Annotated in this window: 22 protein-coding genes and 1 pseudogene; 6 read left to right on the top strand and 17 right to left on the bottom strand. The window is 60.0% G+C overall.

The window, feature by feature from the left end:
• Positions 1–257 precede the first annotated feature (257 nt).
• The 3 genes and pseudogenes from tldD to rodA form a co-directional block, all read right to left on the bottom strand.
• Positions 258–1,742, bottom strand: coding sequence for a metalloprotease TldD (tldD, locus tag B3F77_RS04885; protein WP_293603923.1), 1,485 nt, complete (start codon positions 1,740–1,742; stop codon positions 258–260).
• 208 nt (positions 1,743–1,950) lie between these two features.
• Positions 1,951–2,285: pseudogene (locus B3F77_RS04890) on the bottom strand (YegP family protein).
• Positions 2,286–2,446: 161 nt separating this feature from the next.
• Positions 2,447–3,601, bottom strand: coding sequence for a rod shape-determining protein RodA (gene rodA, locus B3F77_RS04895; RefSeq protein ID WP_293603868.1), 1,155 nt, complete (start codon positions 3,599–3,601; stop codon positions 2,447–2,449).
• A 419-nt stretch (positions 3,602–4,020) separates the two neighbouring features.
• Between rodA and B3F77_RS04900 the strand changes: the two genes are divergently transcribed.
• From B3F77_RS04900 to ruvC, 6 genes are all read left to right on the top strand, one after another.
• A complete protein-coding gene (locus B3F77_RS04900) occupies positions 4,021–4,605 on the top strand; it encodes a YqiA/YcfP family alpha/beta fold hydrolase (RefSeq protein ID WP_293603869.1) in 585 nt (194 codons plus the stop codon).
• Positions 4,606–4,699: 94 nt separating this feature from the next.
• The gene (locus B3F77_RS04905; protein ID WP_293603870.1) at positions 4,700–6,778 is read left to right on the top strand and encodes a ribonuclease catalytic domain-containing protein; all 2,079 of its coding nucleotides are present in this window, start codon (positions 4,700–4,702) and stop codon (positions 6,776–6,778) included.
• Positions 6,779–6,850: 72 nt separating this feature from the next.
• Positions 6,851–7,699, top strand: coding sequence for an energy transducer TonB (locus B3F77_RS04910; protein ID WP_293603871.1), 849 nt, complete (start codon positions 6,851–6,853; stop codon positions 7,697–7,699).
• Positions 7,700–7,787: 88 nt separating this feature from the next.
• Positions 7,788–8,627 (top strand): shikimate dehydrogenase, encoded by an 840-nt coding sequence (gene aroE / locus B3F77_RS04915; protein ID WP_293603872.1) that lies wholly within the window; start codon positions 7,788–7,790, stop codon positions 8,625–8,627.
• Positions 8,624–9,373: a transglycosylase domain-containing protein gene (locus tag B3F77_RS04920; protein WP_293603873.1), complete on the top strand. Its 750-nt coding sequence runs from the start codon at positions 8,624–8,626 to the stop codon at positions 9,371–9,373. Before aroE ends, B3F77_RS04920 begins: the two co-directional genes overlap by 4 nt.
• 154 nt (positions 9,374–9,527) lie before the next feature.
• On the top strand, positions 9,528–10,076 hold the full coding sequence (gene ruvC, locus B3F77_RS04925; protein WP_293603874.1) for a crossover junction endodeoxyribonuclease RuvC: 549 nt from the start codon (positions 9,528–9,530) through the stop codon (positions 10,074–10,076).
• 76 nt (positions 10,077–10,152) lie between these two features.
• Here the strand turns inward: ruvC and B3F77_RS04930 are convergent, their stop codons facing one another.
• From B3F77_RS04930 to B3F77_RS04995, 14 genes are all read right to left on the bottom strand, one after another.
• Complete coding sequence (locus B3F77_RS04930) at positions 10,153–10,656, bottom strand: hypothetical protein (RefSeq protein ID WP_293603875.1); 504 nt, start codon at positions 10,654–10,656, stop codon at positions 10,153–10,155.
• A gap of 532 nt (positions 10,657–11,188) precedes the next feature.
• Entirely contained in the window at positions 11,189–11,365 is a 177-nt protein-coding gene (locus B3F77_RS04935) for a hypothetical protein (RefSeq protein ID WP_293603876.1), read from the bottom strand.
• Between the two features lie 21 nt (positions 11,366–11,386).
• Positions 11,387–12,322, bottom strand: coding sequence for a UDP-3-O-acyl-N-acetylglucosamine deacetylase (gene lpxC, locus B3F77_RS04940; RefSeq protein WP_293603877.1), 936 nt, complete (start codon positions 12,320–12,322; stop codon positions 11,387–11,389).
• Positions 12,323–12,569: 247 nt separating this feature from the next.
• Positions 12,570–13,799 carry a cell division protein FtsZ gene (ftsZ, locus tag B3F77_RS04945; RefSeq protein WP_293603878.1) on the bottom strand — a complete coding sequence of 410 codons (1,230 nt, stop codon included), beginning with the start codon at positions 13,797–13,799 and terminating at the stop codon, positions 12,570–12,572.
• A 143-nt stretch (positions 13,800–13,942) separates the two neighbouring features.
• The gene (ftsA, locus tag B3F77_RS04950) at positions 13,943–15,172 is read right to left on the bottom strand and encodes a cell division protein FtsA (protein WP_293603879.1); all 1,230 of its coding nucleotides are present in this window, start codon (positions 15,170–15,172) and stop codon (positions 13,943–13,945) included.
• Between the two features lie 4 nt (positions 15,173–15,176).
• Positions 15,177–15,992: a cell division protein FtsQ/DivIB gene (locus B3F77_RS04955; RefSeq protein WP_293603880.1), complete on the bottom strand. Its 816-nt coding sequence runs from the start codon at positions 15,990–15,992 to the stop codon at positions 15,177–15,179.
• Positions 15,989–16,966 (bottom strand): D-alanine--D-alanine ligase, encoded by a 978-nt coding sequence (locus tag B3F77_RS04960; protein WP_293603881.1) that lies wholly within the window; start codon positions 16,964–16,966, stop codon positions 15,989–15,991. Before B3F77_RS04960 ends, B3F77_RS04955 begins: the two co-directional genes overlap by 4 nt.
• 2 nt (positions 16,967–16,968) lie before the next feature.
• A complete protein-coding gene (gene murC, locus B3F77_RS04965; RefSeq protein WP_293603882.1) occupies positions 16,969–18,396 on the bottom strand; it encodes a UDP-N-acetylmuramate--L-alanine ligase in 1,428 nt (475 codons plus the stop codon).
• Entirely contained in the window at positions 18,393–19,475 is a 1,083-nt protein-coding gene (gene murG / locus B3F77_RS04970; RefSeq protein WP_293603883.1) for an undecaprenyldiphospho-muramoylpentapeptide beta-N-acetylglucosaminyltransferase, read from the bottom strand. Before murG ends, murC begins: the two co-directional genes overlap by 4 nt.
• Before the next feature lie 76 nt (positions 19,476–19,551).
• Positions 19,552–20,808 (bottom strand): putative lipid II flippase FtsW, encoded by a 1,257-nt coding sequence (gene ftsW, locus B3F77_RS04975; protein WP_414702958.1) that lies wholly within the window; start codon positions 20,806–20,808, stop codon positions 19,552–19,554.
• A complete protein-coding gene (gene murD, locus B3F77_RS04980) occupies positions 20,805–22,328 on the bottom strand; it encodes a UDP-N-acetylmuramoyl-L-alanine--D-glutamate ligase (RefSeq protein ID WP_293603885.1) in 1,524 nt (507 codons plus the stop codon). Before murD ends, ftsW begins: the two co-directional genes overlap by 4 nt.
• Positions 22,325–23,503 (bottom strand): phospho-N-acetylmuramoyl-pentapeptide-transferase, encoded by a 1,179-nt coding sequence (gene mraY / locus B3F77_RS04985; protein ID WP_293603886.1) that lies wholly within the window; start codon positions 23,501–23,503, stop codon positions 22,325–22,327. Before mraY ends, murD begins: the two co-directional genes overlap by 4 nt.
• Positions 23,493–24,902: a UDP-N-acetylmuramoyl-tripeptide--D-alanyl-D-alanine ligase gene (locus tag B3F77_RS04990; RefSeq protein ID WP_293603887.1), complete on the bottom strand. Its 1,410-nt coding sequence runs from the start codon at positions 24,900–24,902 to the stop codon at positions 23,493–23,495. The genes mraY and B3F77_RS04990 overlap by 11 nt, the downstream gene beginning before the upstream one ends.
• Positions 24,899–25,528: Mur ligase family protein (locus B3F77_RS04995; protein ID WP_293603888.1), on the bottom strand; the 630-nt coding region annotated here is incomplete at its 5' end. The genes B3F77_RS04995 and B3F77_RS04990, both read right to left, overlap by 4 nt.

The following is a 25,528-nucleotide window of genomic DNA, read 5'->3' on the forward strand; positions in this document are numbered from 1 at the left end:
AGGCTTCCTTTTAAAAAATTTCAGACAATTTCAGCGAATTTCAGGGAATCAGTACAAACCATCAAAATAAAAACAGGCAAAAAAAAACCGCCGGGAGTCCGGCGGTTTTTGGAGATTTGTTGCGTTACTTGAGGGTTACGCGAGAGTCTCTCTACCGCCGGAGGCGCTTGAGAACCAAAAGTAACCGAAATAAAATTTCGCGAAAGTCATATGCTTGAATGTAGCACAGGGCAAAAAAACGCCTGAATCACAACGGTTTAGGCGGTCCCGCCCACCGTCAACCCATCGATGCGCAAGGTCGGCTGGCCCACGCCCACCGGCACACTCTGGCCTTCCTTGCCGCAGGTGCCTACGCCGCTGTCGAGCTGCATGTCATTGCCTATCATGGTGACGCGGGTCAGCGCGTCCGGGCCGTTGCCCACAATCGTGGCACCTTTGACAGGATAGAGGATCTTGCCGTTTTCAACCCAGAAGGCTTCGCTGGCCGAGAACACGAACTTGCCCGAGGTGATATCGACCTGACCGCCCGCAAAGTTGGTGGCGTAAAGGCCTTTTTTGATGCTGGCCACAATTTCCTCGGGCGCCTTGTCGCCGCCCAGCATGTAGGTATTGGTCATGCGCGGGATGGGCACATGGGCATAGCTTTCACGGCGGCCATTGCCTGTGGGTTTGACCTTCATCAGCCGCGCATTGAGCGAATCCTGGATGTAGCCCTTCAAAATGCCGTCTTCAATCAGCACGTTGCGCTGGCTGGCGTTGCCTTCGTCATCAACATTCAGCGAGCCGCGGCGATCAGCCATGGTGCCGTCATCCAGTACCGTCACACCCTTGGCTGCCACGCGCTGGCCGACGCGGCCTGAAAACGCGCTGGAACCCTTGCGATTGAAGTCGCCCTCCAGCCCGTGGCCAATCGCCTCGTGCAACAAAATGCCGGGCCAGCCGGGGCCAAGCACCACGGTCATTTCACCAGCAGGCGCGGGTCGTGCGTCCAGATTGGTCAGCGCCGCTTTTACCGCGTCATCCACATACTGCGTAATCTGTGCCTCGTCAAAATAAGCCAGGCCAAAGCGGCCGCCACCGCCGCCCGAACCCACCTCGCGCCGGCCTTTTTGCTCGGCAATCACCGTCACGCTCAAACGCACCAGTGGGCGCACATCGGCGGCCAGCGTGCCGTCGGCGCGCGCCACCATCACAACGTCGTACTCGCTGGCCAGCCCGGCCATGACCTGCACAATGCGCGGGTCTTTGGCCTTGGCCAGTTTTTCCACTTTTTCAAGCAGCTTGACCTTGGCAGTGCTGCCCAGCGTGGCGATCGGGTCCAGCTCCCGGTACAGCGAGCGACTTCTGGCGATTTTTCGGGCAGGCGTTTTCACGCGGCCGGCTTTGCTGGCGGCAGAAATGCTGCGCACGGTGCGCGCTGCATCGAGCAGCGACGCTTCGGAAATGTCGTCGGAATAGGCAAACGCTGTTTTTTCGCCGCTGACTGCGCGCACGCCAACGCCCTGGTCGATGCTGAACGAGCCGGTCTTCACAATGCCCTCTTCCAGGCTCCAGCCTTCGCTGCGGGTGTACTGGAAGTACAAATCAGCGTCGTCCACCCCATAAGACGTGATTTCACCGAGGGCGCGGTTCAGGGCTGCATCATTCAGCCCGAACGGCTCCAACAGGAGCTTTTGCGCAATGACCAGACGCTCGGAGGTGGACTCGTGCGTGGGTAACGCAGGACGCGCCAGCGGCCGCATTCCCCCCTTGGTTTGACGAGCGGACGCGGTGGCAGATTTGAGTGAGATCATGCGGGCATTGTAGGCAGTCTGCCTTGGGCCTGTGGGGCCAAGGCCACCTGCGGCATCAGGGTACGGCGCCGACGCAAAAAGGTGAAGAGCTTTCCAGCCACAAGCCGGTTAAATCCACCCACCACTCACCCACTGGAAAAGCAGGTTAAGCAGCGGGTCAGGTCGTCAGGTCGCTGACGGCGGCGCCCGGCCCATTGGTTTTGCACGAATCGATGTCGTTGTCGCGCTCTTTTTCGCCAAGGAACATGTGGCTTTGGCCAATCACCTGGCCATTGCTGGCCTTGAGGGTGAAATACGTAGAGCCGTCTTTGCCGGTGAGGCGGCTGTAACGGGCATCGTCGGCTGCATTTTTCTTGACCGATTCAATGCCGTTGACCGCACTGGCTTTGGCTTCATACATCTCACTGGTCAAAATGATTTGTCCAGTGTCTTCCAGCAGGGTAAAAAAAACTTGTTGTTTTTGGATAGCTTGAGCTCAAATTTACCGGCCATGACGATGCTCCTTCAAGGTGTTAAGTTGAACTGAACATGTTAGCCATTTACCTCATAAAACCTGCCCTGCATCAAAGCAAGAATATTGCACGCTTTGAGATGAATCAAGCTGCAACAAATCACCATCGGCACACCAATGCACCCGCGGGCAAGGTCGGCGCTCAGGTCTGCACCAGCCGCTTGGCTTTGGCAATCGACATCAACATGCCAATGGCCACCCCGAGCGTCGCCATGGCCGTGCCGCCGTAACTGATGAAGGGCAGCGGAACACCCACTACAGGCAGGATGCCACTGACCATGCCCATATTGACAAAGGCGTAGGTGAAAAAAATCATGGTCAGCGCACCGGCCAGCAGCCGCGCAAACAGCGTGGAGGCTTCCAGCGCAATGGCCAGCCCGCGCAAAACAAGAAAGATAAAGCCAGCAATGAGCAACAGATTGCCCACCAAGCCGAACTCCTCGGAGTAAGCCGCAAAAATAAAGTCCGTCGTGCGCTCGGGTATGAACTCCAGGTGCGTCTGCGTGCCGGCCATAAACCCTTTGCCGAACACCCCGCCGGAGCCAATCGCAATCATGCTCTGAATGATGTGAAAACCCTTGCCCAGCGGGTCACGGGAGGGGTCCAGTAAGGTGCAAATGCGCTGCTGTTGGTAATCATGCAGGATGGGCCAGTGCATCCCGTCAGCGCAGAGTTGCGGCTCAAACCACACCACCAGAAAAACGCCGATCAAGCCCAGCAGCATGGGCGGCACAATCAGCTTCCAGCTCAGGCCAGCAAAGAAAATCACCGCCATGCCCACGGCCAGCACCAGCAAGGCGGTGCCCAGATCGGGTTGCTTCATGATCAGCCCGATGGGCATGGCCAGCAGCACAATGGCCACCAGGAAGTCCAGTGGGCGCAGCTGGCCTTCGCGCTTCTGGAACCACCAGGCCAGCATCAGCGGCATCGCTATTTTCAGGATTTCACTGGGCTGAATCACCACCCCGACGTTCAGCCAACGCCGCGCGCCTTTTTTGGTCACCCCGAAAATGGCGACGGCCACCAGCAGGGTCACGCCGACTAAATACAGCGGGACGGCGAAGGCCATCAGGCGATGCGGCGGGATCTGCGCGACCACAAACATGATGGCCCCGGCAATCAGCATGTTGCGGCCATGGTCAACAAAGCGACTGCCGTGGTCGTAGCCCGACGAATACATGATCAGCAGGCCGGCACAGGCCAGCAGAAAAACCGCAAAGGCCAAAAGCCCGTCAAAGCCCTGAAGCAGGGGGACGGTTCGCTGGTAAAGGGAAGGTTTGTCGAAAACGGCGGACATGCGCCATTATCCCGTGCCCTGCGTCCATCCGGCGGGGTCCGCAGTCATTGAGTGCGCTTGACCCCACCGGCGTCAGCCCAACTGGTGCGCAGACCGCGCTTCCTGTGGACTGGGTGCAGAATATTGCGGCCCATCAAATCGGTGGCGTACAGGCGGTCATCAACACGGCCTCTGGCACTTTCAGCCCGACTAAGAAGGTTCCACCTCAGTCGTTTGGAATAATGTGGCTACGCCCGCGGATGCTGTGCCAGCATTTACCTCTAGCTCGAATCTCACCCTGCTGTTCGGCTACAGAATGATCGACTCCAGCAACAAGATCGCGGTCTACACCTACAACTGACACCGGGCCCCCATCACCGCCCCGCATGGCCCCAGGCTTGCGGGGCTTTTTTTCGCCCGTTCGTTCGTATGATGGCAGCATGCCCATCACCCACCTGCTTTACCTCCACGGTTTCCGCTCCTCGCCGCAGTCGATGAAGGCCCGCAAAATGGCGGAACTGGTCGCGGCATGCCATCCGGCTGTGACCTGGTGGTGCCCGCAGTTGCCGCCGTCACCACGCGAGGCCATGGCGCTGCTGGTCGAAGGCACCGCAGCCTGGCCCCATGCGTCCATGGCCGTGATCGGGTCCTCGCTGGGCGGTTTTTACGCCACCGCCGTGGCCGAGCGCTATGGCTGCAAGGCTGTGCTACTGAACCCGGCGATCGATCCTGCGCGCGATCTGGCGAAGTACATTGGCGAGCAGACCGCCTGGCACAATCCTGACGAGCGCTTCCTTTTTGAACCCCGCTTTGTCGACGAATTGCGCGCCCTGCATGCCGGACCGCTGAAAGTCCCGGAAAACTACCTGGCCGTCATAGCCAAAGGTGACGAAGTGCTGGACTGGCGCGAAATGACGACCCGTTACGCCGGCGCGCAGATACGCCTGCTGGAAGGTGGCGACCATGCACTGAGCGATTTTGATCTGCATGCGCCGGTTATCCTGGATTTTTTGGCACTGGCCTGAAATACCGGCGTAAAGGTGACAGTCGTAAAGGCGGCCTGATTACACTAGCGCCAAGCTATTCAAGGCAAGTTATCAAAGGCTAAAGGATCCCGTTTTGTTTGTATTGTTTGAAGAAACCGGCAAGTTTCTGGCCGGCCGGATTTTATCGGAGAGCGACGCGTCGCTGCAGGTCGAGCTCGACTCGGGCAAGCGCGTCAAGGTCAAGGCCGCCAATGCGCTGCTGAAGTTTGAAAAGCCCGCCCCTGCCGAGTTGGTGGCCGCCGGGCAAAAGTTGAGCGAAGAGATCGAGCTGGACCTGGCCTGGGAATTCGCCAGCGACGAAGAGTTCGGCTTTGCCGACCTGGCCCGCGACTATTTCAGCTCCGATGCTTCCAAACCCGCATCGCTTGAGCAGCAAGCTGCGGCGCTATTCCGCCTGTATGAGGCGCCGCACTATTTCCGGCGCGCGGGCAAAGGCCGCTTCAAGAAAGCACCTCTTGAGATTCTGCAGCAGGCGCTGGCCGCCATCGAAAAGAAAAAACAGGTCGCGGCACAAATCACTGCTTGGGCCCGGGAGCTGGGTCAGGGCCAATGTCCCGCTCCGGTGCGCGAGCAGCTTTACAAAATTCTTTTCAAGCCCGACAAAAACAGCCCCGAATACAGAGCCGTGGTCGAAGCCTCGCGTGCGACCCAAACCGCGCCTTTGGCCCTGCTGCAAAAAGCCGGTGCCATTGCATCGGCCCACCAGTTTCACTGGAAGCGCTTTCTATTTGAAAACTTCCCGAAAGGTACGGGCTTTCCGGCCTTGCAGGCGCCCCAGGTCAAGGACGAGTTGCCGCTGACGAATGTGAAAGCGTTCTCCATTGATGACTCCAGCACCACCGAGATTGACGATGCCTTGTCGGTGCAAGGACTGGGCAGCGGAACCGTCAAGCTGGGCATCCACATTGCTGCACCCGGCCTGGCCGTGTTGCCGGGCAGCCCCATTGATGCCGTCGGCCGCGCACGCCTGTCCACCGTGTACATGCCGGGCTACAAGCTGACCATGCTGCCCGACGAGATCGTTCAAAGTTACACCTTGCTGGAAGGCCGCAACTGCCCTGCCCTGTCGCTCTACCTCACGCTGGATGAAGTGACGCTGGAAATCAAGGACAGCGTCACCCGGCTGGAGCAGGTCCCCATCGTCAGCAACCTGCGTCACGACGAACTGGACAGTACGTTCACCGAAGCGTTTTTTGAAACTGCCCTGACAAACCCTCCAGTTGATGTCCAGTGGGGCGTTGAGCTGACATTCCTGCATCGCCTGGCCAAACACCTCAAGGGCCAGCGCGAAATCGTGCGCGGCAAGCCCGAAAACTTCAACCGGCCCGACTACAACTTCAAGCTCGACAACCCGTCCGGCCAGGAGCCGCAGGGTGAAGAGACGGTGAGCATCAGCATTCGCCAGCGCGGCGCACCGCTGGATCTGATCGTGGCCGAAGCCATGATTCTGGCCAACAGCACCTGGGGCCAGTGGCTGGCAGAGCATGGTGTGCCCGGAATTTACCGCAGCCAGGCGAGCCTGGCGCCCGGCGTGAAGGTGCGCATGGGCACCAAGGCGCTGCCGCATGCGGGCATCGGGGTCAAAAGCTACGCCTGGAGCACATCGCCGCTACGCCGCTATACGGACATGGTCAACCAGTGGCAGATCATTGCGTGCGTGCGGCATGGCCGCACCGCCGCGTTGGCCGCACCTTTCAAGCCCAAGGACGCGGAACTCTTTTCGATCATTTCGTGCTTCGATGCCGCCTACAGTGCCTACAACGGTTTTCAGGCCGGCATCGAGCGCTACTGGACGCTTAAATACCTGCAGCAAAACAGCATCACCGAATTGACCGCCACCGCCTTCAAGGACAACCTGGTTCGCGCAGACGACCTGCCGCTGGTGCTGCCGGCGCTGGGAGCCCAGGGCTTGCCGCGCGGTGCCAAGGTGCGCATCAAGCTGGGGGCGATTGACGAGATCACGCTGGATATCTCGGGCACCGTGATGGAGCGGCTAGACGCCGTGGCTGATGACGATGCTGTAGCGCAGATTGAAGAGGCTAACGACGAGGAAGACGGCGAGTCTGAAATGGCCGCTGGCCCGATCTCGATTGCCGTCGATGTCAGCGAGCCCCCAGAGGAAGCGGCCAACGCGCCTGCAGCCGCTGGTTAACGGTGCGGATCAGGCCCAGAGAAGCTGCCGATAAGGCGGAATCAGCGAATAAAGACCCGATAATCCCCTCCTGTGAAATCATTTAGCACACTGCAAATTGCCTTGGGCGCCTCCATCGCCGTCCATGCGGTGCTGCTGACGGTACGTTTTGTCGACCCGGAGCGCTTTAACCGCGTGTTTCAGGACACGCCGCTGGAAGTGATTCTGGTCAATGCCAAATCCAGTGAAAAGCCGGACTTTGCCAAAGCCATCGCGCAAGCATCGCTCGCCGGGGGTGGCGAGCTTGAAAAGGGCCGCGCCACCTCGCCCCTGCCGCCCTCGGCCCTGATGGAGCTGGGCGACGCGACCGAGGATGCGCAGCGCAAGGTCGAGTCGCTGCAGGAGCAGCAAACGCAGTTGCTGGCACACATCAAAAAACAGCTGGCCTCCCTGCCGCCGCCGGACATGACGCTGCCCGCCAACAACCCCGCACAGGCCCAACGCGAAGAAAAGCGCAAGCAGCTCATCAAACTACTGGCCGAGATTGAAAAGCGCATCAATGAAGAAAATGCGCGGCCCAAAAAACGCTACATCAGCCCGGCCACACGCGAAGAGGTTTATGCGGTGTACTACGACGAACTGCGCCACAAAATTGAGGACAAGGGCACCACGAATTTCCCCGAGCTGGCCGGCAAGAAACTGTATGGCGAACTCATCATGAAAGTGACGATCAATTTTGATGGCAGCGTTCTGGATACCGAAGTGGTTCAAACCTCGGGCAACCTGACGCTGGACCGGCGAGCACAACGCATTGTCCGCGGCACCGCTCCGTTCGGCAGATTCAGCCATGCCATGCGCCGCAAGGCCGACCAGATTGCGGTGGTGTCCCGCTTCAAGTTCACGCGGGAAGATGCCCTTGAAACAAAGCTCACGAGCCGCTGAGTTTTCGACTGCAACACGCCGACATTTCCGCACGGACAATGACTTCAATCATGGCTAACGACTACCGTCATGGATAAGTACTACAACCATGGATAAGTACTACGTACTGGGCAACCCCATAGCCCACAGCAAATCGCCGCTGATTCATGCGCGCTTTGCCGAGCTGACAGGCCAAATCCTGCAGTACGAGCGCTTGCTCACACCGCTCGATGGTTTTGCTGCCACGCTGGCGCAACTGGTGCAAAGCGGCGCGCGCGGTTGCAATGTCACGGTTCCGTTCAAATTCGAGGCCTTTCGGGCGTCCAGCACGCAGACCGACAGGGCGCAACTGGCCCAGGCCGCCAACACGCTCAAGCTGGAGGGCAGCAACATCCACGCCGACAACACCGACGGCGTGGGCTTGGTGAATGACATCCAGAACAATGCGGGCGTTGCACTTGCCGGGCGAGATGTGCTGCTGATAGGCGCTGGCGGCGCCGGCGCGGGCGTGCTGGGCCCTCTGCTGGCAGCCCGGCCGCGTCGGCTGGTGCTGGTCAACCGCACCCGAGCCAAGGCCGATGCGCTGGTGGAGCGCCACACCGCGCACGCTTCACTGCAAAGCGTACTACAAAAAACAGAGCTACTTGCGCACGATCTGCAAGGGCTGGAAGGCTCTTTTGATGTGATCATCAACGCCAGCGCGAGCAGCCTGGCCGGTGCCGGGGTGCCGGTTGACAGCCGCGTACTCAAACCCGGCGCGCTGGCTTACGACATGATGTACGGCCCCGCGGCGGCGGGTTTCATGACATGGGCCAGCGAAAACGGTGCAAGGCCGCGCGATGGCCTGGGCATGCTGGTAGAGCAGGCCGCCGAATCGTTTGAGCTGTGGCGCAACGTGCGCCCACCTTCTGCGCAGGTACTGCAGGAAATGCGGGCGCTGCTGACATGAAAGCGCTATTGAGGCTGCTGGGCCTGGCGCTACTGGCCGGGCTGGCCCTGCAACTTTATTTTGTGGCGCGCATCGCCGTGATGGCCGTGCTAAACCCAGAGTCCACCGCCTTTCAGCGGTCAGAGGCTTACCTGCTTGCCAGGAACACCGGCGCACTGAAATGGCGTCAGCAGTGGGTGCCTTATGAGGCTATGTCGGACAACCTGAAACGGGCGGTCATCGCTTCCGAAGACGCCAGTTTCATCGAGCACGACGGCGTGGACGTGGCGGCGCTTGAAAAGGCCTGGGAAAAAAATGCCAAGGCCGAGCAGCGCGCCGCGCAATCAGCCAGCCGACCGGCCACCACAAAGCCTGCCGGGCCCAACGTGAAGCCACCCAAAATTGTCGGCGGCTCCACCATCACGCAGCAACTGGCCAAAAACCTTTTCTTGTCGGGCGAACGCACACTGCTGCGCAAAGGCCAGGAGCTGGTGCTCACGATGCTGCTCGAAGCCCTGCTGAGCAAGCAACGCATTCTTGAAATCTACCTCAACAGCGTGGAGTGGGGCGAAGGCATTTTTGGCGCGGAAGCCGCCGCCCAGCATTACTACCGAAAGCCTGCATCAAAATTGTGCACCTACGAAGCAGCCCGCCTAGCCGTGATGCTGCCACGGCCCAAGTATTTTGAAACCCGTACCAATTCGGGTTACCTCGCCTCGCACGCCAGCACGATCGCGGCGCGCATGGGCGGCGTGGAACTTCCTTAATTACTTGGGCATCGGTGATAAATTTTCAGAAATGGGGCCGATTCCAATTTCTATGGGCTGTGTTTTGCCGCGCCCATTTTTTCCTTCAGTTAAGTGCGATTTTGTCCTATAGCTCAATACCAACGGGCGTTAGCAGCTACTAAAATTATAGCATATGCGTATCCTTGGAATTGATCCTGGCTTGCAAATCGCCGGTTTTGGCGTGGTCGATGTGGACGGCCCGCAGCTGCAGTACGTGGCCAGTGGCACCATCAAAACCACGCATCTGGAACGTAGCGATCTGCCAGCCCGCCTGAAGGTGCTGTTTGACGGTGTGCGCGAGGTGGTGCAACGTTACCAGCCCGATGTCGCATCGGTGGAGATTGTGTTTGTCAATGTCAACCCTCAGGCCACGCTGCTGCTGGGTCAGGCGCGTGGCGCGTGCATCACAGCGCTGGTGTCCAGCGATCTGGCCGTGGCCGAATATACGGCCCTGCAAATGAAGAAAGCCGTTGCGGGCTATGGCAAGGCCGGTAAAGCAGAGGTGCAGCAGATGGTCATGCGCCTCCTGAAGCTGCCGGCACTGCCGGGAAAGGATGCCGCAGATGCCTTGGGATTGGCTATTACCCACGCCCACGTAGGTGCAGCCATGGCTCGGCTGGCCCAGGCAAGCGGCCTGGACGGCAAGATGGGTGGGAACTACAAGGCGGGGCGCAGTCGGTAAAGGCGCGGAGAAGGTACAGGTCGCAGTAGCGGGGCCTGTCCTTTGGCTTGAGAGGTTAACGCGCATAGGATCGTTGCTACTTCAGCTTTCGGTCTTCACGCTTTGCATCCGCCATTGCCTCTGGCTCCAGTTCTTCGGCATAACGGTTGAAACGAATGAAAAGGCCCCACGCAGCGAGCAATATTCCTACTGCCACCAAGATGCTCGCCGCGTACGGCAATTGCGCTGGGTCCTCGTGAATTGCCTTGAACGTCGCAACGAGTCCCTCGATAGCGAGCGCAACGACGAGGACCACAAAGAATCTTGACAGGAATCGACGTACACGAGTGGGTGCGCTGATGTCCGCGTCGCGGATGACCTCTTCCTCAACAATGGTCTCAGCGATTTGAAGCGCGACAACGGCCGCAGCCAAGAGCCCTATCGCTTCGATGATCTCCTGGGCTGCACTTCGATCCAGCCCACCGATGAAGGCCAACCAACCCATGCGGGTAGCGATTGTAATGAGCATGATCGCTGAGCAGGCGAAGAGTGCCGCCATCAGACCATGGACGATTCGAAATATGCGTATAAGAGCTTTCATTGGCACATCCTGTCACAAAACCACTCGCGTCGCGACGCCTTCGATTTAACCTCGATATTAAATTTCCCTGCAAATGGCTTGTCCGTTGGATTTTCGAAGACCACACTGTTTTTTACATACAGTCGTAAATCATGCCTTGAAACCCCGCCCCCCTTGCAATCGCCACGCCTGTTGGACCCAGTTCGTGAGCGGGTTCGATAATTGCACTATAGCCTGAGTACTGAAAATGTTGACGTATAGTGGGTGCGTTTTTTCATCCGCTGGCAAGAGTCGCTGTATCCGCGCGAGATGGGCGCATCCGAGTTGGAAGCGTTTCTGACCATGGCGGCAACCCAGCGCAAAGTTTCGCCTTTACGCACAACCCGTCCTTGAGTGCGCTGCTGTTTCTTTAGCGCAAAGTGCTGGAGGTGGAGTTACCGTGAATAGAAGGCATCAGACGGCCGACCTATACCAAGCGCATTCCGTCTATTCTGACCAAGAACGAAATGGCCGGGATCTGCATCACCGAATACGAGGAGCCGGGTGTCGCGTCTTAAGCGATGCGCTCCAGAATCAGCACCGCAAAAAAACCAAAAGCGGCTATCAGTGTCCACTTGAGGATGGTCAGTCCGAAGCGCCTGAATCGGGCTTGCCCCGTCCCGGCGTAAAACATGAACGACACGACGGCAGCCAGCAGCAACAGCAGAACGATCCAGCGGAAGAGCAGCATGGCCTGAAATCCTGCAGTGCGCTACCAGGCGCGGGCCAGGGTCGAAAAACCCTGCGGGGCGCGCTTCTCGTCATCAAACGTGACCATTTCGTAGGCCTCTGGGTGCGCCAGCAGTTCCCGCAGCAGCTTGTTGTTCATCGCATGGCCAGAGCGGAATGCGCTGTAGGCCGCGAGTAGCGGTTTACCCAGCAGGTAAAGATCACCCATGGCGTCGAGGATTTTGTGCTTCACAAACTCATCGTTGTAGCGCAGGCCATCGCTGTTGAGGACCTTGTAGTCGTCCATGACGATGGCATTGTCCAGCCCGCCGCCAAGTGCCAGCCCGTTGGTGCGCATCATCTCCACATCTTTGGTAAAGCCGAAGGTGCGGGCCCTGGCGATGTCACGGGAGTAGGAGCCCGAGCCCAGATCGAACTCCACGCGCTGGCCTGTGGAATCCACGGCCGGGTGGTCAAAGTCAATTTCAAAACTCAGCTTGTAGCCCTCGTAGGGGTCGAGGCGTGCCCACTTGACTGTTGCGCCTTCGCCTTCACCGCTACCTTCCCGCACTTCGACCGGTTTGATCACCCGGATGAAGCGCTTGGGCGCAGCCTGCAGTTCAATGCCGGCGGACTGCAGCAAAAACACAAACGAAGAGGCTGAGCCGTCAAGAATGGGCACCTCGTCAGCGGTGATGTCGATGTACAGGTTGTCCAGCCCCAAGCCCGCGCAGGCCGACATCAGGTGCTCGACGGTGTGCACCTTGGCGCTGCCGCTTGAGATGGTGGATGCCAGTCGGGTGTCGGTCACAGCCTGCGCCGAGACGACGATATCCACCGGTTGCGGCAAATCGACCCGCCTGAACACAATGCCCGTATCAGGCGCCGCCGGCCGCAAGGTCAACTCCACCCGCTGGCCACTGTGCAGGCCGACGCCGACGGCCTTGGTCAGGGATTTAAGTGTTCGTTGGGCCAGCATGGTGCTATTTTAATTGGTGTACGCCCAACGCGCCGAATAGGGATTAATGGGAGGGAAAGCGCAGCGAGTAGTCCGAGCTTGAGCTGATGAGCACAGTTGCACAGGCGTATAGCGCACACCAAAAGCTCAAGATCAGCCCGCACGGCAGCATTGCCACCGTGCGCCGCGCCGGGCCGGGCCGCCCCAGGCAAGCACCGCCCCCGAGGGGGGCGGTGCAGTATACGAAGCGACAAGCGTGGGGGCAATATCAGTCAGCTTGCTTGCGCAGAAAAGCGGGGATCTCGAAGTCATCCATGCCGCCTGATGCCAGTGCATCCACCTTGGCCGCCGCCTGGGTGCGGTTGGTGCGCCACACGCTGGGCACGGTCATGTTGCCGTAGTCGGGCTGCGCAGACCCCATGGCCATCTGCGGCGCGCCTGCAGCGCCCGACACCGCATTGAGGGTGGGTATATTGAACGGTACGTTGTCGGTGCCCGTGCGCAATACCTGCAGCGGCGGGGCATGGCGACGCACGCCCTGGCGGCTCAGACCCGTGGCAACCACTGTGACACGGATGTCATCACCCAGTTCATCGTCGTAAGCCGTACCATAGATTACGTGCGCATCGGGTGAAGCATAGGCGCGGATGGTGTTCATCGCCAGCTTGGATTCGCTCAATTTGAGCGAGCCTTTGGCTGCGGAGATCAGCACCAGCACACCCTTGGCACCCGACAGGTCAATGCCTTCCAGCAAGGGGCAAGCCACCGCCTGTTCAGCGGCGATGCGCGCGCGGTCCGGGCCATTGGCCTTGGCGGTGCCCATCATGGCTTTGCCGGGCTCGCCCATCACGGTGCGCACGTCTTCAAAGTCGACATTGACATGGCCGGGCACATTGATGATCTCGGCAATGCCGCCCACGGCGTTTTTCAGCACGTCGTTGGCATGCGCAAAAGCTTCATCCTGAGTCACATCATCGCCAAGCACTTCCAGTAGCTTTTCGTTAAGCACGACGATCAGCGAGTCCACATTGGCCTCCAGTTCGCCCAGGCCGAGATCGGCATTGGTCATGCGGCGGCCACCTTCGAATTCGAACGGCTTGGTCACCACGCCGACCGTCAGAATGCCCATCTCCCTGGCCACGCGTGCAATCACCGGTGCTGCACCGGTACCGGTACCGCCGCCCATGCCCGCGGTGATGAACAGCATGTGCGCGCCGGCAATGGCGCTGCGAATGTCATCAACCGCCAGTTCGGCCGCATCACGGCCCTTGTCGGGCTTGCTGCCTGCACCCAGGCCGCTGCTGCCCAGTTGGATGGTCTTGTGCGCGCTGCCGCGGCTGAGCGCCTGCGCGTCGGTGTTGGCGCAGATGAACTCGACGCCTTGCACGCCGCAATCAATCATGTGCCCTACCGCGTTGCCACCTCCACCACCGACACCGATCACCTTGATCTGTGTGCCCTGGTTGAATTCTTCGATTTCAATCATTTCGATGCTCATTGGGAGCCTCCTATCAATAAACCGCAGTTGCCAAAAAATTTCTGAAAGTTTTTATGCTTGACATGCCTGTCATGCAGGGGGATCCGCGCCTCCGGAATGGATACACCGCGAAGAACGCCCCATGAAGTTGGAAGATTTATTCATCAAAAATTCCCCACAAACCAGTCTTTGACACGGCCGAATGCGTTGTGCACGCTGCCAGCCTTCTGCGCCACCTTGTAGCCCCGCATGCGTCCCAGCCGGGCTTCTTCAAGCAATCCCATCACCGTGGCGGCCCTGGCTTGGGCCACCATGTCGGAGAGCGCGCTGGAGTAGCGCGGTATGCCGCGCCGCACGGGTTTCAGGAAGATGTCCTCACCGAGTTCGACCATGCCGGGCATCACCGCGCTGCCGCCGGTGATGACAATGCCCGAAGACAGCACTTCTTCGTAGCCCGACTCGCGGATCACCTGCTGGACCAGCGAAAAAATTTCTTCAACACGCGGCTCAATAACACCGGCCAACGCCTGTTTGCTCAACATGCGGGGGCCGCGGTCACCCAAGCCGGGCACTTCCACCTGCGTGCCGGGGTCAGCCAGCAACTGCTTGGCATAGCCGCTTTCGACCTTGATGTCCTCGGCGTCCTTGGTGGGGGTACGCAAAGCCATGGCGATGTCGCTGGTAATCAAGTCACCGGCAATCGGAATCACGGCTGTGTGCCGGATCGCGCCACCGGTGAAGATCGCGACATCGGTGGTGCCGGCGCCAATGTCCAGAAGCGCTACGCCGAGTTCCTGCTCGTCCCGCGTCAGCACCGACAGGCTTGAGGCCAGCGGGTTGAGCATCAGTTGGTCCACTTCAAGTCCACAGCGTCGCACGCATTTGATAATGTTCTCGGCAGCACTTTGCGCGCCGGTCACGATATGCACTTTGGCCTCCAGGCGGATGCCGCTCATGCCGATCGGTTCGCGAACATCCTGACCGTCGATCACAAACTCCTGGGGTTCGACCAGTAGCAGGCGTTGGTCAGTCGAGATGTTGATGGCCTTGGCCGTCTCAATCACACGGGCCACATCGGCCTGCGTGACTTCCTTGTCTTTCACCGCAACCATGCCGCTGGAATTGATGCCGCGAATATGGCTGCCTGTGATGCCGGTATAGACACGGGCGATCTTGCAGTCAGCCATCAGCTCGGCTTCCTTGAGGGCTTGCTGAATGCTTTGCACGGTGGCGTCAATATTGACCACGACGCCGCGCTTGAGGCCGTTGCTGGACGCGATGCCCAGGCCCGCGAGCTTGAGTTCACCACCCGGCATGACCTCGGCAACCACGGCCATCACCTTGCTGGTTCCAATGTCTAGCCCAACCACCAGATCTTTGTATTCTTTGGCCATATGTTTACCTTTTCTTTTTTCTGTCTGCGTTGTCACCGGGGCTTCCCGTGGTGACGCCTCTCAGCTTGATCGCGTAGCCGTTTCCGTAGCGCAGATCGGCGGACTCCAGGTCCCTTCCATACCTTGAGGAAACCTGTGTCAACGTTGCAATGAACCGGCGGGTGCGCGCCTGTATCTCATCGAGCGAGCCGTGCCCCAGTTCAATCACGGCGCCGCCGTCCAGTTGGGCACGCCAGCTGCCCTGCCCCGTCAACTGCAGTTGTTCCAGCACAGCGTCGATCTCTTCAAACATCGGGGACAACATCTGGTACCCCTGGAGCACCAGCGGGGCCTGTTCCTGCGGCCCATTGAGCAGCGGCAGGTCTTCGGTTTCCACGTCGCCCTGGTTGGCATCAAACACTTCACCAAAGCTATTGACCAGGCGGGAATCGCCCTCTGAACCCCAGTAGGCGATAGCCTTGTGTTCCTGCAGCACCACCTTCAGCCGACTTGGAAATTCACGCTGAACCACCGCCCGGCGTACCCAGGGCACCGCCTCGAAAGCCGCGCGCGTGGACGCCAAGTCCACCGTAAAGAAATTACCGGCCAGTTTCGGTGCCACATTGGCGCGCAGGGTGACGGCATTGTTGTGCGTCAAATCGCCCTGTACATGAAGGGCACTCAGGTTGAACAGCGACTGACGCATCAGCCACGCCATGGTCAGCGCCAGTACCATGGCAGCAAACACCAGGCCAAGCGCCACCGACAAAGTGTTCATGAGCTTGACGTCCAGCGGCAAGGGCTGGGACAATCGGTGCGGCGGTGGGATGGTGCGACTCAAGGGGCGGCTCCGCTCTGCTTTTGATGATCGAGCGCGGCGGTCTTCAGCACCTCGATGCAAAGGTCTTCATAGGAAATGCCGGCCGCCCGCGCGGACATGGGCACCAGGGAGTGCCCCGTCATGCCAGGCGAAGTATTGATTTCAAGCAGGTAGGGCTTGCGTGTGGCCTTGTCAATCATCACGTCGGCGCGTGCCCAGCCGCGGCAGTTGAGTGTGCGGTAAGCCTGCAGCACCAGTTGCTGGATGACTGCCTCTTCCCCATCAGGCAGTCCGGAAGGCACCAGGTATTGCGTGGTGTCCGTGAAGTATTTGTTCTGGTAGTCGTAGTTGCCCTCGGGCGCCACGATGCGGATGACAGGCAGGGCATGCGCATCGGCGCCGCTTCCGAGCACAGGACAGGTCACTTCGTCGCCACTGATGAACTGCTCGCACAAGATGTCGGCATCCAGCTTTGCAGCCTGCACGACGGCCTCCAGCATGCCGGCCCGTTCGGTCACCTTGGTCAAGCCAATGGATGAGCCCTCCCGCGCGGGTTTGACAATCAGCGGAAAACCCAGCTGATCCGGCACCGCGCTGATGTCGGCGCTGCCATAGGAACCCCGGCGAAGCAGGACATACCGGGGGGTGGGAAGGCCCTCCGAAAGCAGTACGCGTTTGGTCATGACTTTGTCAATGGCCATGCTTGAGGCCATGACTCCGGAACCTGTGTAGGGAATACCTTGCAGCTCCAGCGCGCCTTGCACGGTGCCGTCTTCACCGAAGCGGCCATGCAGCGCGATAAAGCAGCGCGCAAACCCGCCTTTTTTCACCTCGCTGATGTCGCGTTCGGCGGGATCAAACGCGTAGGCGTCCACGCCGCGCGATCGCAGTGCCTGCAAGACGCCGTTACCCGACATCAGCGAAATTTCACGCTCGGCGGACAGGCCGCCCATGAGAACTGCTACTTTTCCAAAATTTGAGGTGTTCTGGGCCATGGTCAATGTCCTGCCGGCGCGTTGGACTCTGTTGTTTCCAGCATGTCAACGATTTTTCCGGGCACAAGCCCGATGGATCCGGCGCCCATGCACATGACGACATCGCCGCCCTGCACGTTGTCCAGGATCGCTTGTGGCAGGGCCTCCACCTCGTCCACGAATACCGGCTCCACCTTGCCGGCCACGCGCAAGGCACGCGCCAGGGAGCGACTGTCCGCCGCCACGATGGGCGCTTCACCGGCGGCATAGACTTCGGTCAGCAATACGGCATCAGCCTGGCCTATGACTTTGACGAAATCCTCAAAGCAGTCGCGTGTCCGTGTGTAGCGGTGCGGCTGGAACGCCAACACCAGCCGCCTGCCGGGGAAAGCGCCACGCGCAGCGGCCAGTGTGGCGGCCATTTCGACGGGGTGGTGGCCGTAGTCTTCGATCACGGTGAAGTGCCCCCCGTCTTTTGCAGGCAGGTCCCCATAACTCTGGAAGCGCCGACCCACGCCCTTGAATTCAGCCAGCGCTTTCTGCACGGCTGCGTCTGGCACATTGAGTTCCACCGCCACCGCAATGGCCGACAAGGCATTGAGCACGTTGTGCTCGCCCGCGAGGTTGAGCACAACGTCCAGGTCCGGCAGCGTGACGCCGTTGCGCCGCTGCGCGGTGAAATGCATTTGGGCACCCACAGCCCGCACATTGACCGCGCGCACCTGTGCCTCTTCGCCAAAACCGTAACTCGTGATGGGGCAGGAGACTTGCGGCACGATGTCCCGCACGGCCGGGTCATCGGTGCACAGGATCGCCGTGCCATAGAAAGGCATGCGGTGCAGAAAATCGACAAAAGCCTTTTTCAGATTGCCAAAGTCATGCCCATAGGTCTCCATGTGGTCGGCATCGATATTGGTGACCACCGCCATCACGGGCGACAGGTTCAGGAACGAAGCGTCCGATTCGTCGGCTTCCACGACGATGTAATCCCCCGAACCGAGCTTGGCGTTGGCACCGGCGCTGTTGAGCCGGCCGCCGATTACAAACGTAGGGTCCAGACCACCTTCGGCCAGCACACTGGCGACCAGGCTGGTGGTGGTGGTTTTGCCATGGGTACCGGCAATGGCGATACCTTGTTTCAGGCGCATCAGCTCGGCCAGCATCAGGGCACGCGGCACCACGGGAATGCGCTTTTCGCGCGCCGCAAGCACTTCAGGGTTGTCCGCCTGCACGGCTGTTGACGTCACCACTGCATCGACCAAAATCAGGTTGCTGGCTGCGTGCCCGACAAAGGTCTTGATGCCGAGCCTGGCCAGGCGCTGCAGCGTCGAGCTGTCCGACAGGTCGGACCCCGAAATGACGTAACCGAGGTTGTGCAAGACTTCGGCAATGCCTGACATGCCAGCACCGCCCAGCCCAATGAAGTGAATGTGTTTAATGGCGTGCTTCATGTCGCAAGCTCCTCGCAAGCAGCCACCACACGGGCTGTGGCGTCCGTTTTTTGCATGTTTTTAGCGTGCAGTGCGCATTGGACAAGCGCAGTACGCTCTGTTTTTTGTAGCATCACTGCAAGCTTTTCAGCCGTCAAGTCGCGCTGCTGCACCAGCCAGCCGCCGCCCTGGTCCACCAGAAACTTCGCATTGGTGGTCTGGTGGTCGTCCACTGCAGAGGGAAAGGGCACAAACAGCGCCGCAGCTCCCAGGGCTGCAATCTCGGTCACCGTGCTGGCACCTGCTCGGCAAATGATCAGGTCGGCATCGGCAAAGGCCTGGGCGGTGTCTTCAATGAACGGCGTGAGTTCCGCCTGCACGCCTGCTGCCTCGTAGTGGGCGCGCAGCGCTTCAATCTGGCGGGCGCCGCTTTGATGCGTGACCTGCGGGCGCTTAGCCATAGGGATCAGCGCGAGGGCTTTGGGCACCAACTCGTTCAATGCCTTGGCGCCCAGGCTGCCCCCCACCACCAGCAGCTTTAGCGGCCCGCTGCGGCCTGCAAAACGTGCAACAGGATCAGGCTGTCGGGTAAAAGCGGGACGCAAGGGGTTGCCAATCCACTCGGCTTTCTTGAACACGCCGGGGAAGGCCGTAAAAACGCGGTCGGCCACGCCGGCCAGCATTTTGTTGACCAGACCTGCCACGGAGTTTTGTTCGTGCAGCACCAGCGGCTTGCCGAGCAGCACACTCATCATGCCGGCCGGAAAACTGATGTAGCCGCCCAGACCGACCACCACATCGGGCTTGACGCGCTTGAGAACCTGGATGCTTTGCCAAAAGGCCTTGAGCAGACGCAGCGGCAGAAACACCAGTGTGGCCAGGCCTTTGCCGCGCACACCGGAAAAGTCAATCGACTCGAAAGCAAAGCCGCGCGGCGGCACCAGCTGGCTTTCCATGCTGGGATGGCATGCGCTACCACGGCCGCCCAGCCAGTGCACGCGCCAGCCGCGCTCGCGCAATGCGTCAGCCACGGCCAGCCCCGGAAAAATATGTCCGCCGGTACCGCCGGCCATGACGAGAACGCAATGCTGCCGGTTCATATGCGGCCTCCGCGCATGAGCGGCGCTTGCGCTTCGCAGCGCTGCGCGCTGACACAGTTTTGACGAAACCGCGTTCTCATACGCGGCCTCCGCGCATGAGAACGCGGTTTTCATAGTCGATTCTCAGGACGACAGCCAACGAAATCAGATTCATCAAAATCGCCGAGCCGCCGTAGCTCATCAAGGGCAGGGTCAAGCCCTTGGTGGGCAAGGCGCCCAGGTTCACGCCTATGTTGATAAAGGTCTGAAAACCCATCCAGATCCCGACACCCTGTGCCACCAGCCCGGCAAACAACCTGTCCAGCGCAATCGACTGGCGGCCTATGTGCATGATGCGGCGGGTCATCCACATGAACAGGCCGATCACAACCAGCACGCCCAGCAGCCCGAACTCCTCACCGATCACAGCCATCAGGAAGTCGGTATGCGCTTCAGGCAACCAGTGAAGTTTTTCAATGCTGCCGCCCAGGCCAACGCCAAAGATTTCCCCGCGCCCGAATGCAATCAGTGAGTGCGTCAACTGGTAGCCCTTGCCCATGGAATATTTGTCGCTCCAGGGGTCTAAATAGGCAAAAATCCGCTCGCGCCGCCACTCACTGAGCATCACCATCAGGCCAAAAGCGACCACCACCACGGCCGCGATCACAAAGAACATGCGGGCGTTAACGCCGCCCAGAAAGAGAATCCCCATGGCGATAACCGAGATCACCATGAAGGCGCCCATGTCGGGTTCAGCGAGCAACAACACGCCGACGACCGCAATCGCAATCGCCATGGGCATCACGGCGCGAAAGAAACGTTCTTTCACTTCCATTTTGCGAACCATGTAGTCGGCCGCATACAGAAGCACCGCGAATTTCGCCAGTTCCGAGGGCTGGAAGTTCATGATTCCCAGGGAGATCCAGCGACGGGCTCCATTGACGCCCTTGCCAATGAAGGGCACCAGCACCAGTATCAGCAGCAGCAGGGACACGACAAACAGCCAGGGCGCCAGCTTTTCCCAGGTCGCCATGGGAACCTGAAACACCAGCACCGCCGCAATGAAAGCCATGACCAGCGACAGGATGTGGCGCATCAGGAAGTGGGTGTGCGCATAGCGTGCAAATTTTGGGTTGTCAGGCATCGCAATCGATGCCGAATACACCATGATCAGACCCCACATCAGCAGCGCCACCGTGACCCAGACCAGCGCCTGGTCAAAACCTGCCATACGCACAGGAGGCGCAGCCAGCGTTCGCGACAGGCTCTGACCACCCAGCCGGACCGGCAGCACATCCGAGGCGACTTTGCCGACGCCGGAGAACCAGCCGAAAAGACGTGTGGCCACCGTCACAGCACCGTCCCCCGTTCCTGGGCAAGCGCCTGCACCGCTTCACAGAAGACCCGCGCACGGTGTTCGTAGTTGTCAAACATGTCAAAACTGGCACAGGCTGGCGACATCAGTACGGCGTCGCCGCCTCGGGCCTGCTGTGCGGCAACGGTCACCGCTTCCTGCATGGATGCGGCGCCCAGCAGCGGAACATGACTGGCCTGCAGCGCAGACCTGATAAGAGGGGCATCGCGTCCTATCAGCACCACGGCTCTGACATAGCGAGACACTGGCTCGGCCAGCGGCGAGAAGTCCTGCCCCTTGCCTTCGCCGCCCAAAATCACCACCAGCTTGCGTTCCGTTCCCAGGCCCGCAAGTGCCGCTGCTGTCGCACCCACGTTGGTGCCCTTGCTGTCATCGAAGTATTCGATGTCGTTGACCACGGCTACCGATTCCACACGATGCGGCTCACCCCGGTATTCGCGCAGGCCATGCAGCATCGGGGCGAGGCTGCAACCCGCCGCCACCGCGAGCCCGAGCGCGGCCAGGGCATTGGTGGCGTTGTGGCGGCCGCGGATACGCAGGGCGTCCAGCGGCATCAGGCGCTGAATATGCAGCACCACCTCTTCGTCTTTGCGACGCTTGATGGTCTCATCAGCTTCGGCAGCGCGCACCAGCCACGCCATGCCGTTGACCGTTTCAATCCCATAGTCCCCCGGGCGCTGCGGCTCATCGCTGCCGAACGTCAGGTAGTCGCGCACCTGCTTGCCTTTTACCCGGGGCACCTGCGCCATTTGCTGAGGTATTGCAGCCATCACCAAAGGATCGTCGCGATTGAGCAGCATGAGGCCGCCGCTGCCGTACACACGCGCCTTGGCGACGATGTAGTTGGGCAAGGTCTCGTGCCAGTCCAGATGGTCTTGCGTCACATTGAGGACTGTGGCCACGGTGGGCTCAAAGTTATCGATGCGATCCAGCTGGAAGCTCGACAGCTCCAGCACCCACACATCTGGCAAGGCGTGGCCCTTGAGCTTTTCATCAAGCTTTTCCGCCAGGGTGTCGAGCAACGTAGGGCCAATATTGCCCGCCACGGCCACTGATTTACCCGCACGTTGCACAAGCTGACCGGTGAGTGAGGTCACGGTTGTTTTGCCATTGGTACCGGTGATGCCAATCACCTGCGGCACATAGGCCTGATCCTCCTTCAAATCGGCCAGCGCCTGCGCAAACAGGCTGAGTTCGTTGCCGCAGGCGATTCCCCGGGCAACAGCTGCCGTGATCACACCCGCCACCGACGCGGGCGACAAACCCGGGCTTTTCAGCACCAGATCAAATGCAGCGCTCGCCAGCAGGGCTTCTGTCATCTCGGCGTTGATAAACGTCGCCGCGGGCACGCTGGCGCGCAACGCCTGAAGCTGCGGTGGTGTGGCCCGTGTGTCTGCCACCGTGACCTTTGCGCCGCAGCGGGCGCACCAACGCGCCAGCGCCAGGCCCGAAGCGCCCAGTCCCAGGACAAGAATGTTTTTTTGGGCCAGGTGTTTCATCTCAGTTTGAGCGTTGAAAGACCCACCAGGCACAGCAGCATGGTGATGATCCAGAATCGGACCACCACCTGCGTTTCCGTCCAGCCACTCTTCTCGAAGTGATGGTGCAGCGGTGCCATCTTGAGGATGCGCCGCCCTTGACCGTAGCGTTTTTTGGTGTACTTGAAATAAGTCACCTGCAGCATTACGGAAAGGGCCTCCACAACAAAAATACCGCCCATGATGGCCAGCACAATTTCTTGTCGCACGATGACCGCGATGGTGCCCAGCGCGGCGCCCAATGCCAGAGCACCGACATCGCCCATGAATACCTGTGCTGGATGCGTGTTGAACCACAGGAATGCCAGCCCTGCCCCCGCCATGGAGGAGCAAAATATAAGCAGCTCACCGGAACCAGGGATGTGCGGGAAGAAAAGGTATTTGGAATAGACCGCGCTGCCGGTCACATAAGCAAACACACCCAGCGCAGAACCCACCATGACCACCGGCATGATGGCCAACCCATCCAGTCCATCCGTCAGGTTGACGGCATTACTCGATCCCACAATCACCAGGTAAGTCAGGATCACAAAACCAAACACGCCCAGTGGATAACTCACTTCTTTTATAAAAGGCACCAGCAATCCGGCCTTGGGCGGCAAATTCACATCAAAACCTGACTGCACCCAGCTGAAGAACAGTTCAAGCACACGCATATTGGAGCTCTCCGAGATGCTGAACACCAGGTACAGCGCTGCCACCAGACCAATCAGGGATTGCCAAAGGTATTTTTCGCGCGATCGCATGCCTTCCGGATCCTTGAGCACTACTTTGCGCCAATCGTCAGCCCAGCCGATGGCGCCGAATCCCAATGTGACGACCAGCACAATCCAGACAAAGCGGTTGGACAAATCGACCCATAGAAGGGTCGAGATCGCAATGGACAACAGGATCAGCACGCCCCCCATGGTGGGCGTACCGCTTTTGCTTAAGTGCGTCTGCATCGCGTATTCGCGGATGGGCTGGCCAATCTTGAGCGCTATGAGCCGGCGAATCACAAATGGCCCGGCTAGCAGGCCTATCAGCAGTGCCGTGACTGCCGCCATGACTGCGCGAAATGTCAGGTACTGAAATACCCTGAAATGACCAAACTCAGGGGATATCGTCTGGAGCCATTGGGCCAGGCTAAGCAGCATGAGGCTCTTCCTTGCGTTGTTGGGTGTGATCGTGTGCGTGATCGGTCATGGCGTGAACCACCCGCTCCATCTTCATGAAGCGGGAGCCCTTCACCAGCACGCTGGCTGTAGCAGGCAGTTCGGCCAAAACGGCAGCGACCAGCTCAGACATGTCATTGAAGTGGTGACCCTGGCCAAAGGCGATGGCCGCCCTTTGGGACTGGGCGCCCAGCGTGAAAAGCTTTTCGATACCCAGCGCACGGGCATGCTGGCCGGCTTCGTCGTGGAACTGGACCCCTTGATCGCCGACCTCCCCCATATCACCCATCACCAGCAAGCGCGGCCCGGGCAGCTCAGCCAACACTTCGATGGCGGCACGCATGGAATCGGGATTGGCGTTGTAGGTGTCATCAATCAACGTCAGCACGCGATCCTGCAGGCCTGGAAGACGTATGGATACGGCGCGCGACCGTCCCTTGACCGGCGCAAACGCTGACAAGCCTGCCGAGATGAATGCCAAGGGCACGCCCGCAGCGAGCGCGCAGGCGGCTGCGGCCAACGCGTTCTTGACGTTGTGCCGGCCGGCGATATGCAAGGAAAACTCAAGCGGACCTGACGGCGTGCGAGCCGCTACCCTCCAGCGGTCGCCGTTCCAACACGCCTCGGCAGTGACGTCTGCCGGGGTAGAGAGCGCAAAGGTCAACACCCGGCGCGAACCCGCCAGGCTGCGCCAGACCGATGTGTAGTCATCATCCGCAGGAAAAACCGCCACACCATCTGCATCCAGCGACTGCAACACGGAACCGTTTTCCCGGGCCACCGCTTCAACCGTGGCCATGAATTCAAGGTGCTCCCGCTGCGCGTTATTGACCAGCGCAATGGTGGGCTTGGCCAATGCGGCCAGGTAGGCTATTTCCCCAGGATGGTTCATGCCCAGTTCGACCACCCCGACCTGATGCGAAGCCCGTAGGCGCAGCAGCGTCAGAGGCACGCCAATGTCGTTGTTGAGGTTGCCTTCAGTCGCAAAAGCCTCAGCCGATTTCCAGGCACGCAAAACCTCCGCAATCATCTGCGTGACCGTCGTTTTTCCGTTGCTGCCAGTCACCGCAATGAGGGGCAAGCTAAATTGCGAACGCCAGCCGGCAGCCAGTTGGCCCAGCGCCAGCCGGGGGTCGCCAACTTCCAGACCGCCCAGGCCAGCGTCAGCCAGACCCTGCTGCGCGATCGCCGCAACAGCGCCCTGCGCCTTGGCTAGCGGCAAAAATTCGTGGGCGTCAAAACGATCCCCCTTGAGCGCCACGAACAGGTCGCCAGCCTGCAGGCTGCGCGTGTCGGTATGCACGCGCAGGAACTTCACACGGCCATCGCCCACCAGCCGGGCCGATGGCAACCAGCCAAGGGCTTGTTGCAAGGTCATCATGCGGCGCCTCCCCCCGCCCTGCGCCCAGCTAGCGTTGCGTTCAAGGCGGCTTGCGCATGCGCCCTGTCAGAGAACGGGCGCTTGACGCCACCCGCCTCCTGAATGCTTTCATGGCCCTTGCCCGCCAGCAGCACCACGTCCTGAGGCTGCGCCAGGCTCAGCGCATACGCAATCGCAACAGCCCGGTCGGCCTGCACATGCACGGCGTCCCGGTGACTCAATCCCAGCAATATCTGCCCAATAATGGCCAAGGGCTTTTCACTGCGCGGGTTGTCGCTGGTCACGACAATCTGGTCGGCATTTTTTTCGACCACCGCAGCCATCAGCGGGCGTTTGTTGGCATCACGGTCGCCGCCACAGCCGAAGACACACCAGAGCTGGCCACCGCGACTCATCGCAACCGGTTTGAGCGCCGTGAGTACCTTCTCAAGCGCATCAGGCGTGTGCGCGTAGTCGATCACGACCAGCGGCAGGCCCTCCACCGCGAGGGGCTCCATGCGTCCCGGCACCGGCAGCAGACCGGTACAAGCGCCAACGGCGTCGGCCAGCGGCAGCTTCATCGCGCGCAGGGCAGCCATGACACCCAGCAGGTTGGACACGTTGTACTGCCCGACCAGTTCGGTCGA

The organism is Polaromonas sp. UBA4122 (assembly GCA_002381615.1).
Lineage (GTDB): Bacteria > Pseudomonadota > Gammaproteobacteria > Burkholderiales > Burkholderiaceae_C > Polaromonas.

Bases quoted from the DNA above. Each gene is read 5' to 3' on its own strand.
- ruvC (WP_293603874.1), top strand. From the start codon at position 9,528: ATGCGTATCCTTGGAATTGATCCTGGCTTGCAAATCGCCGGTTTTGGC.
- murC (WP_293603882.1), bottom strand. From the start codon at position 18,396: ATGAAGCACGCCATTAAACACATTCACTTCATTGGGCTGGGCGGTGCT.
- murD (WP_293603885.1), bottom strand. From the start codon at position 22,328: ATGAAACACCTGGCCCAAAAAAACATTCTTGTCCTGGGACTGGGCGCT.
- tldD (WP_293603923.1), bottom strand. From the start codon at position 1,742: ATGCGGCCGCTGGCGCGTCCTGCGTTACCCACGCACGAGTCCACCTCC.
- B3F77_RS04960 (WP_293603881.1), bottom strand. From the start codon at position 16,966: ATGGCCCAGAACACCTCAAATTTTGGAAAAGTAGCAGTTCTCATGGGC.
- lpxC (WP_293603877.1), bottom strand. From the start codon at position 12,322: ATGCTGGCCCAACGAACACTTAAATCCCTGACCAAGGCCGTCGGCGTC.
- mraY (WP_293603886.1), bottom strand. From the start codon at position 23,503: ATGCTGCTTAGCCTGGCCCAATGGCTCCAGACGATATCCCCTGAGTTT.
- aroE (WP_293603872.1), top strand. From the start codon at position 7,788: ATGGATAAGTACTACGTACTGGGCAACCCCATAGCCCACAGCAAATCG.
- B3F77_RS04900 (WP_293603869.1), top strand. From the start codon at position 4,021: ATGCCCATCACCCACCTGCTTTACCTCCACGGTTTCCGCTCCTCGCCG.
- B3F77_RS04930 (WP_293603875.1), bottom strand. From the start codon at position 10,656: ATGAAAGCTCTTATACGCATATTTCGAATCGTCCATGGTCTGATGGCG.
- rodA (WP_293603868.1), bottom strand. From the start codon at position 3,601: ATGTCCGCCGTTTTCGACAAACCTTCCCTTTACCAGCGAACCGTCCCC.
- B3F77_RS04935 (WP_293603876.1), bottom strand. From the start codon at position 11,365: ATGCTGCTCTTCCGCTGGATCGTTCTGCTGTTGCTGCTGGCTGCCGTC.
- ftsA (WP_293603879.1), bottom strand. From the start codon at position 15,172: ATGGCCAAAGAATACAAAGATCTGGTGGTTGGGCTAGACATTGGAACC.
- murG (WP_293603883.1), bottom strand. From the start codon at position 19,475: ATGAACCGGCAGCATTGCGTTCTCGTCATGGCCGGCGGTACCGGCGGA.
- B3F77_RS04920 (WP_293603873.1), top strand. From the start codon at position 8,624: ATGAAAGCGCTATTGAGGCTGCTGGGCCTGGCGCTACTGGCCGGGCTG.
- ftsZ (WP_293603878.1), bottom strand. From the start codon at position 13,799: ATGAGCATCGAAATGATTGAAATCGAAGAATTCAACCAGGGCACACAG.
- B3F77_RS04990 (WP_293603887.1), bottom strand. From the start codon at position 24,902: ATGATGACCTTGCAACAAGCCCTTGGCTGGTTGCCATCGGCCCGGCTG.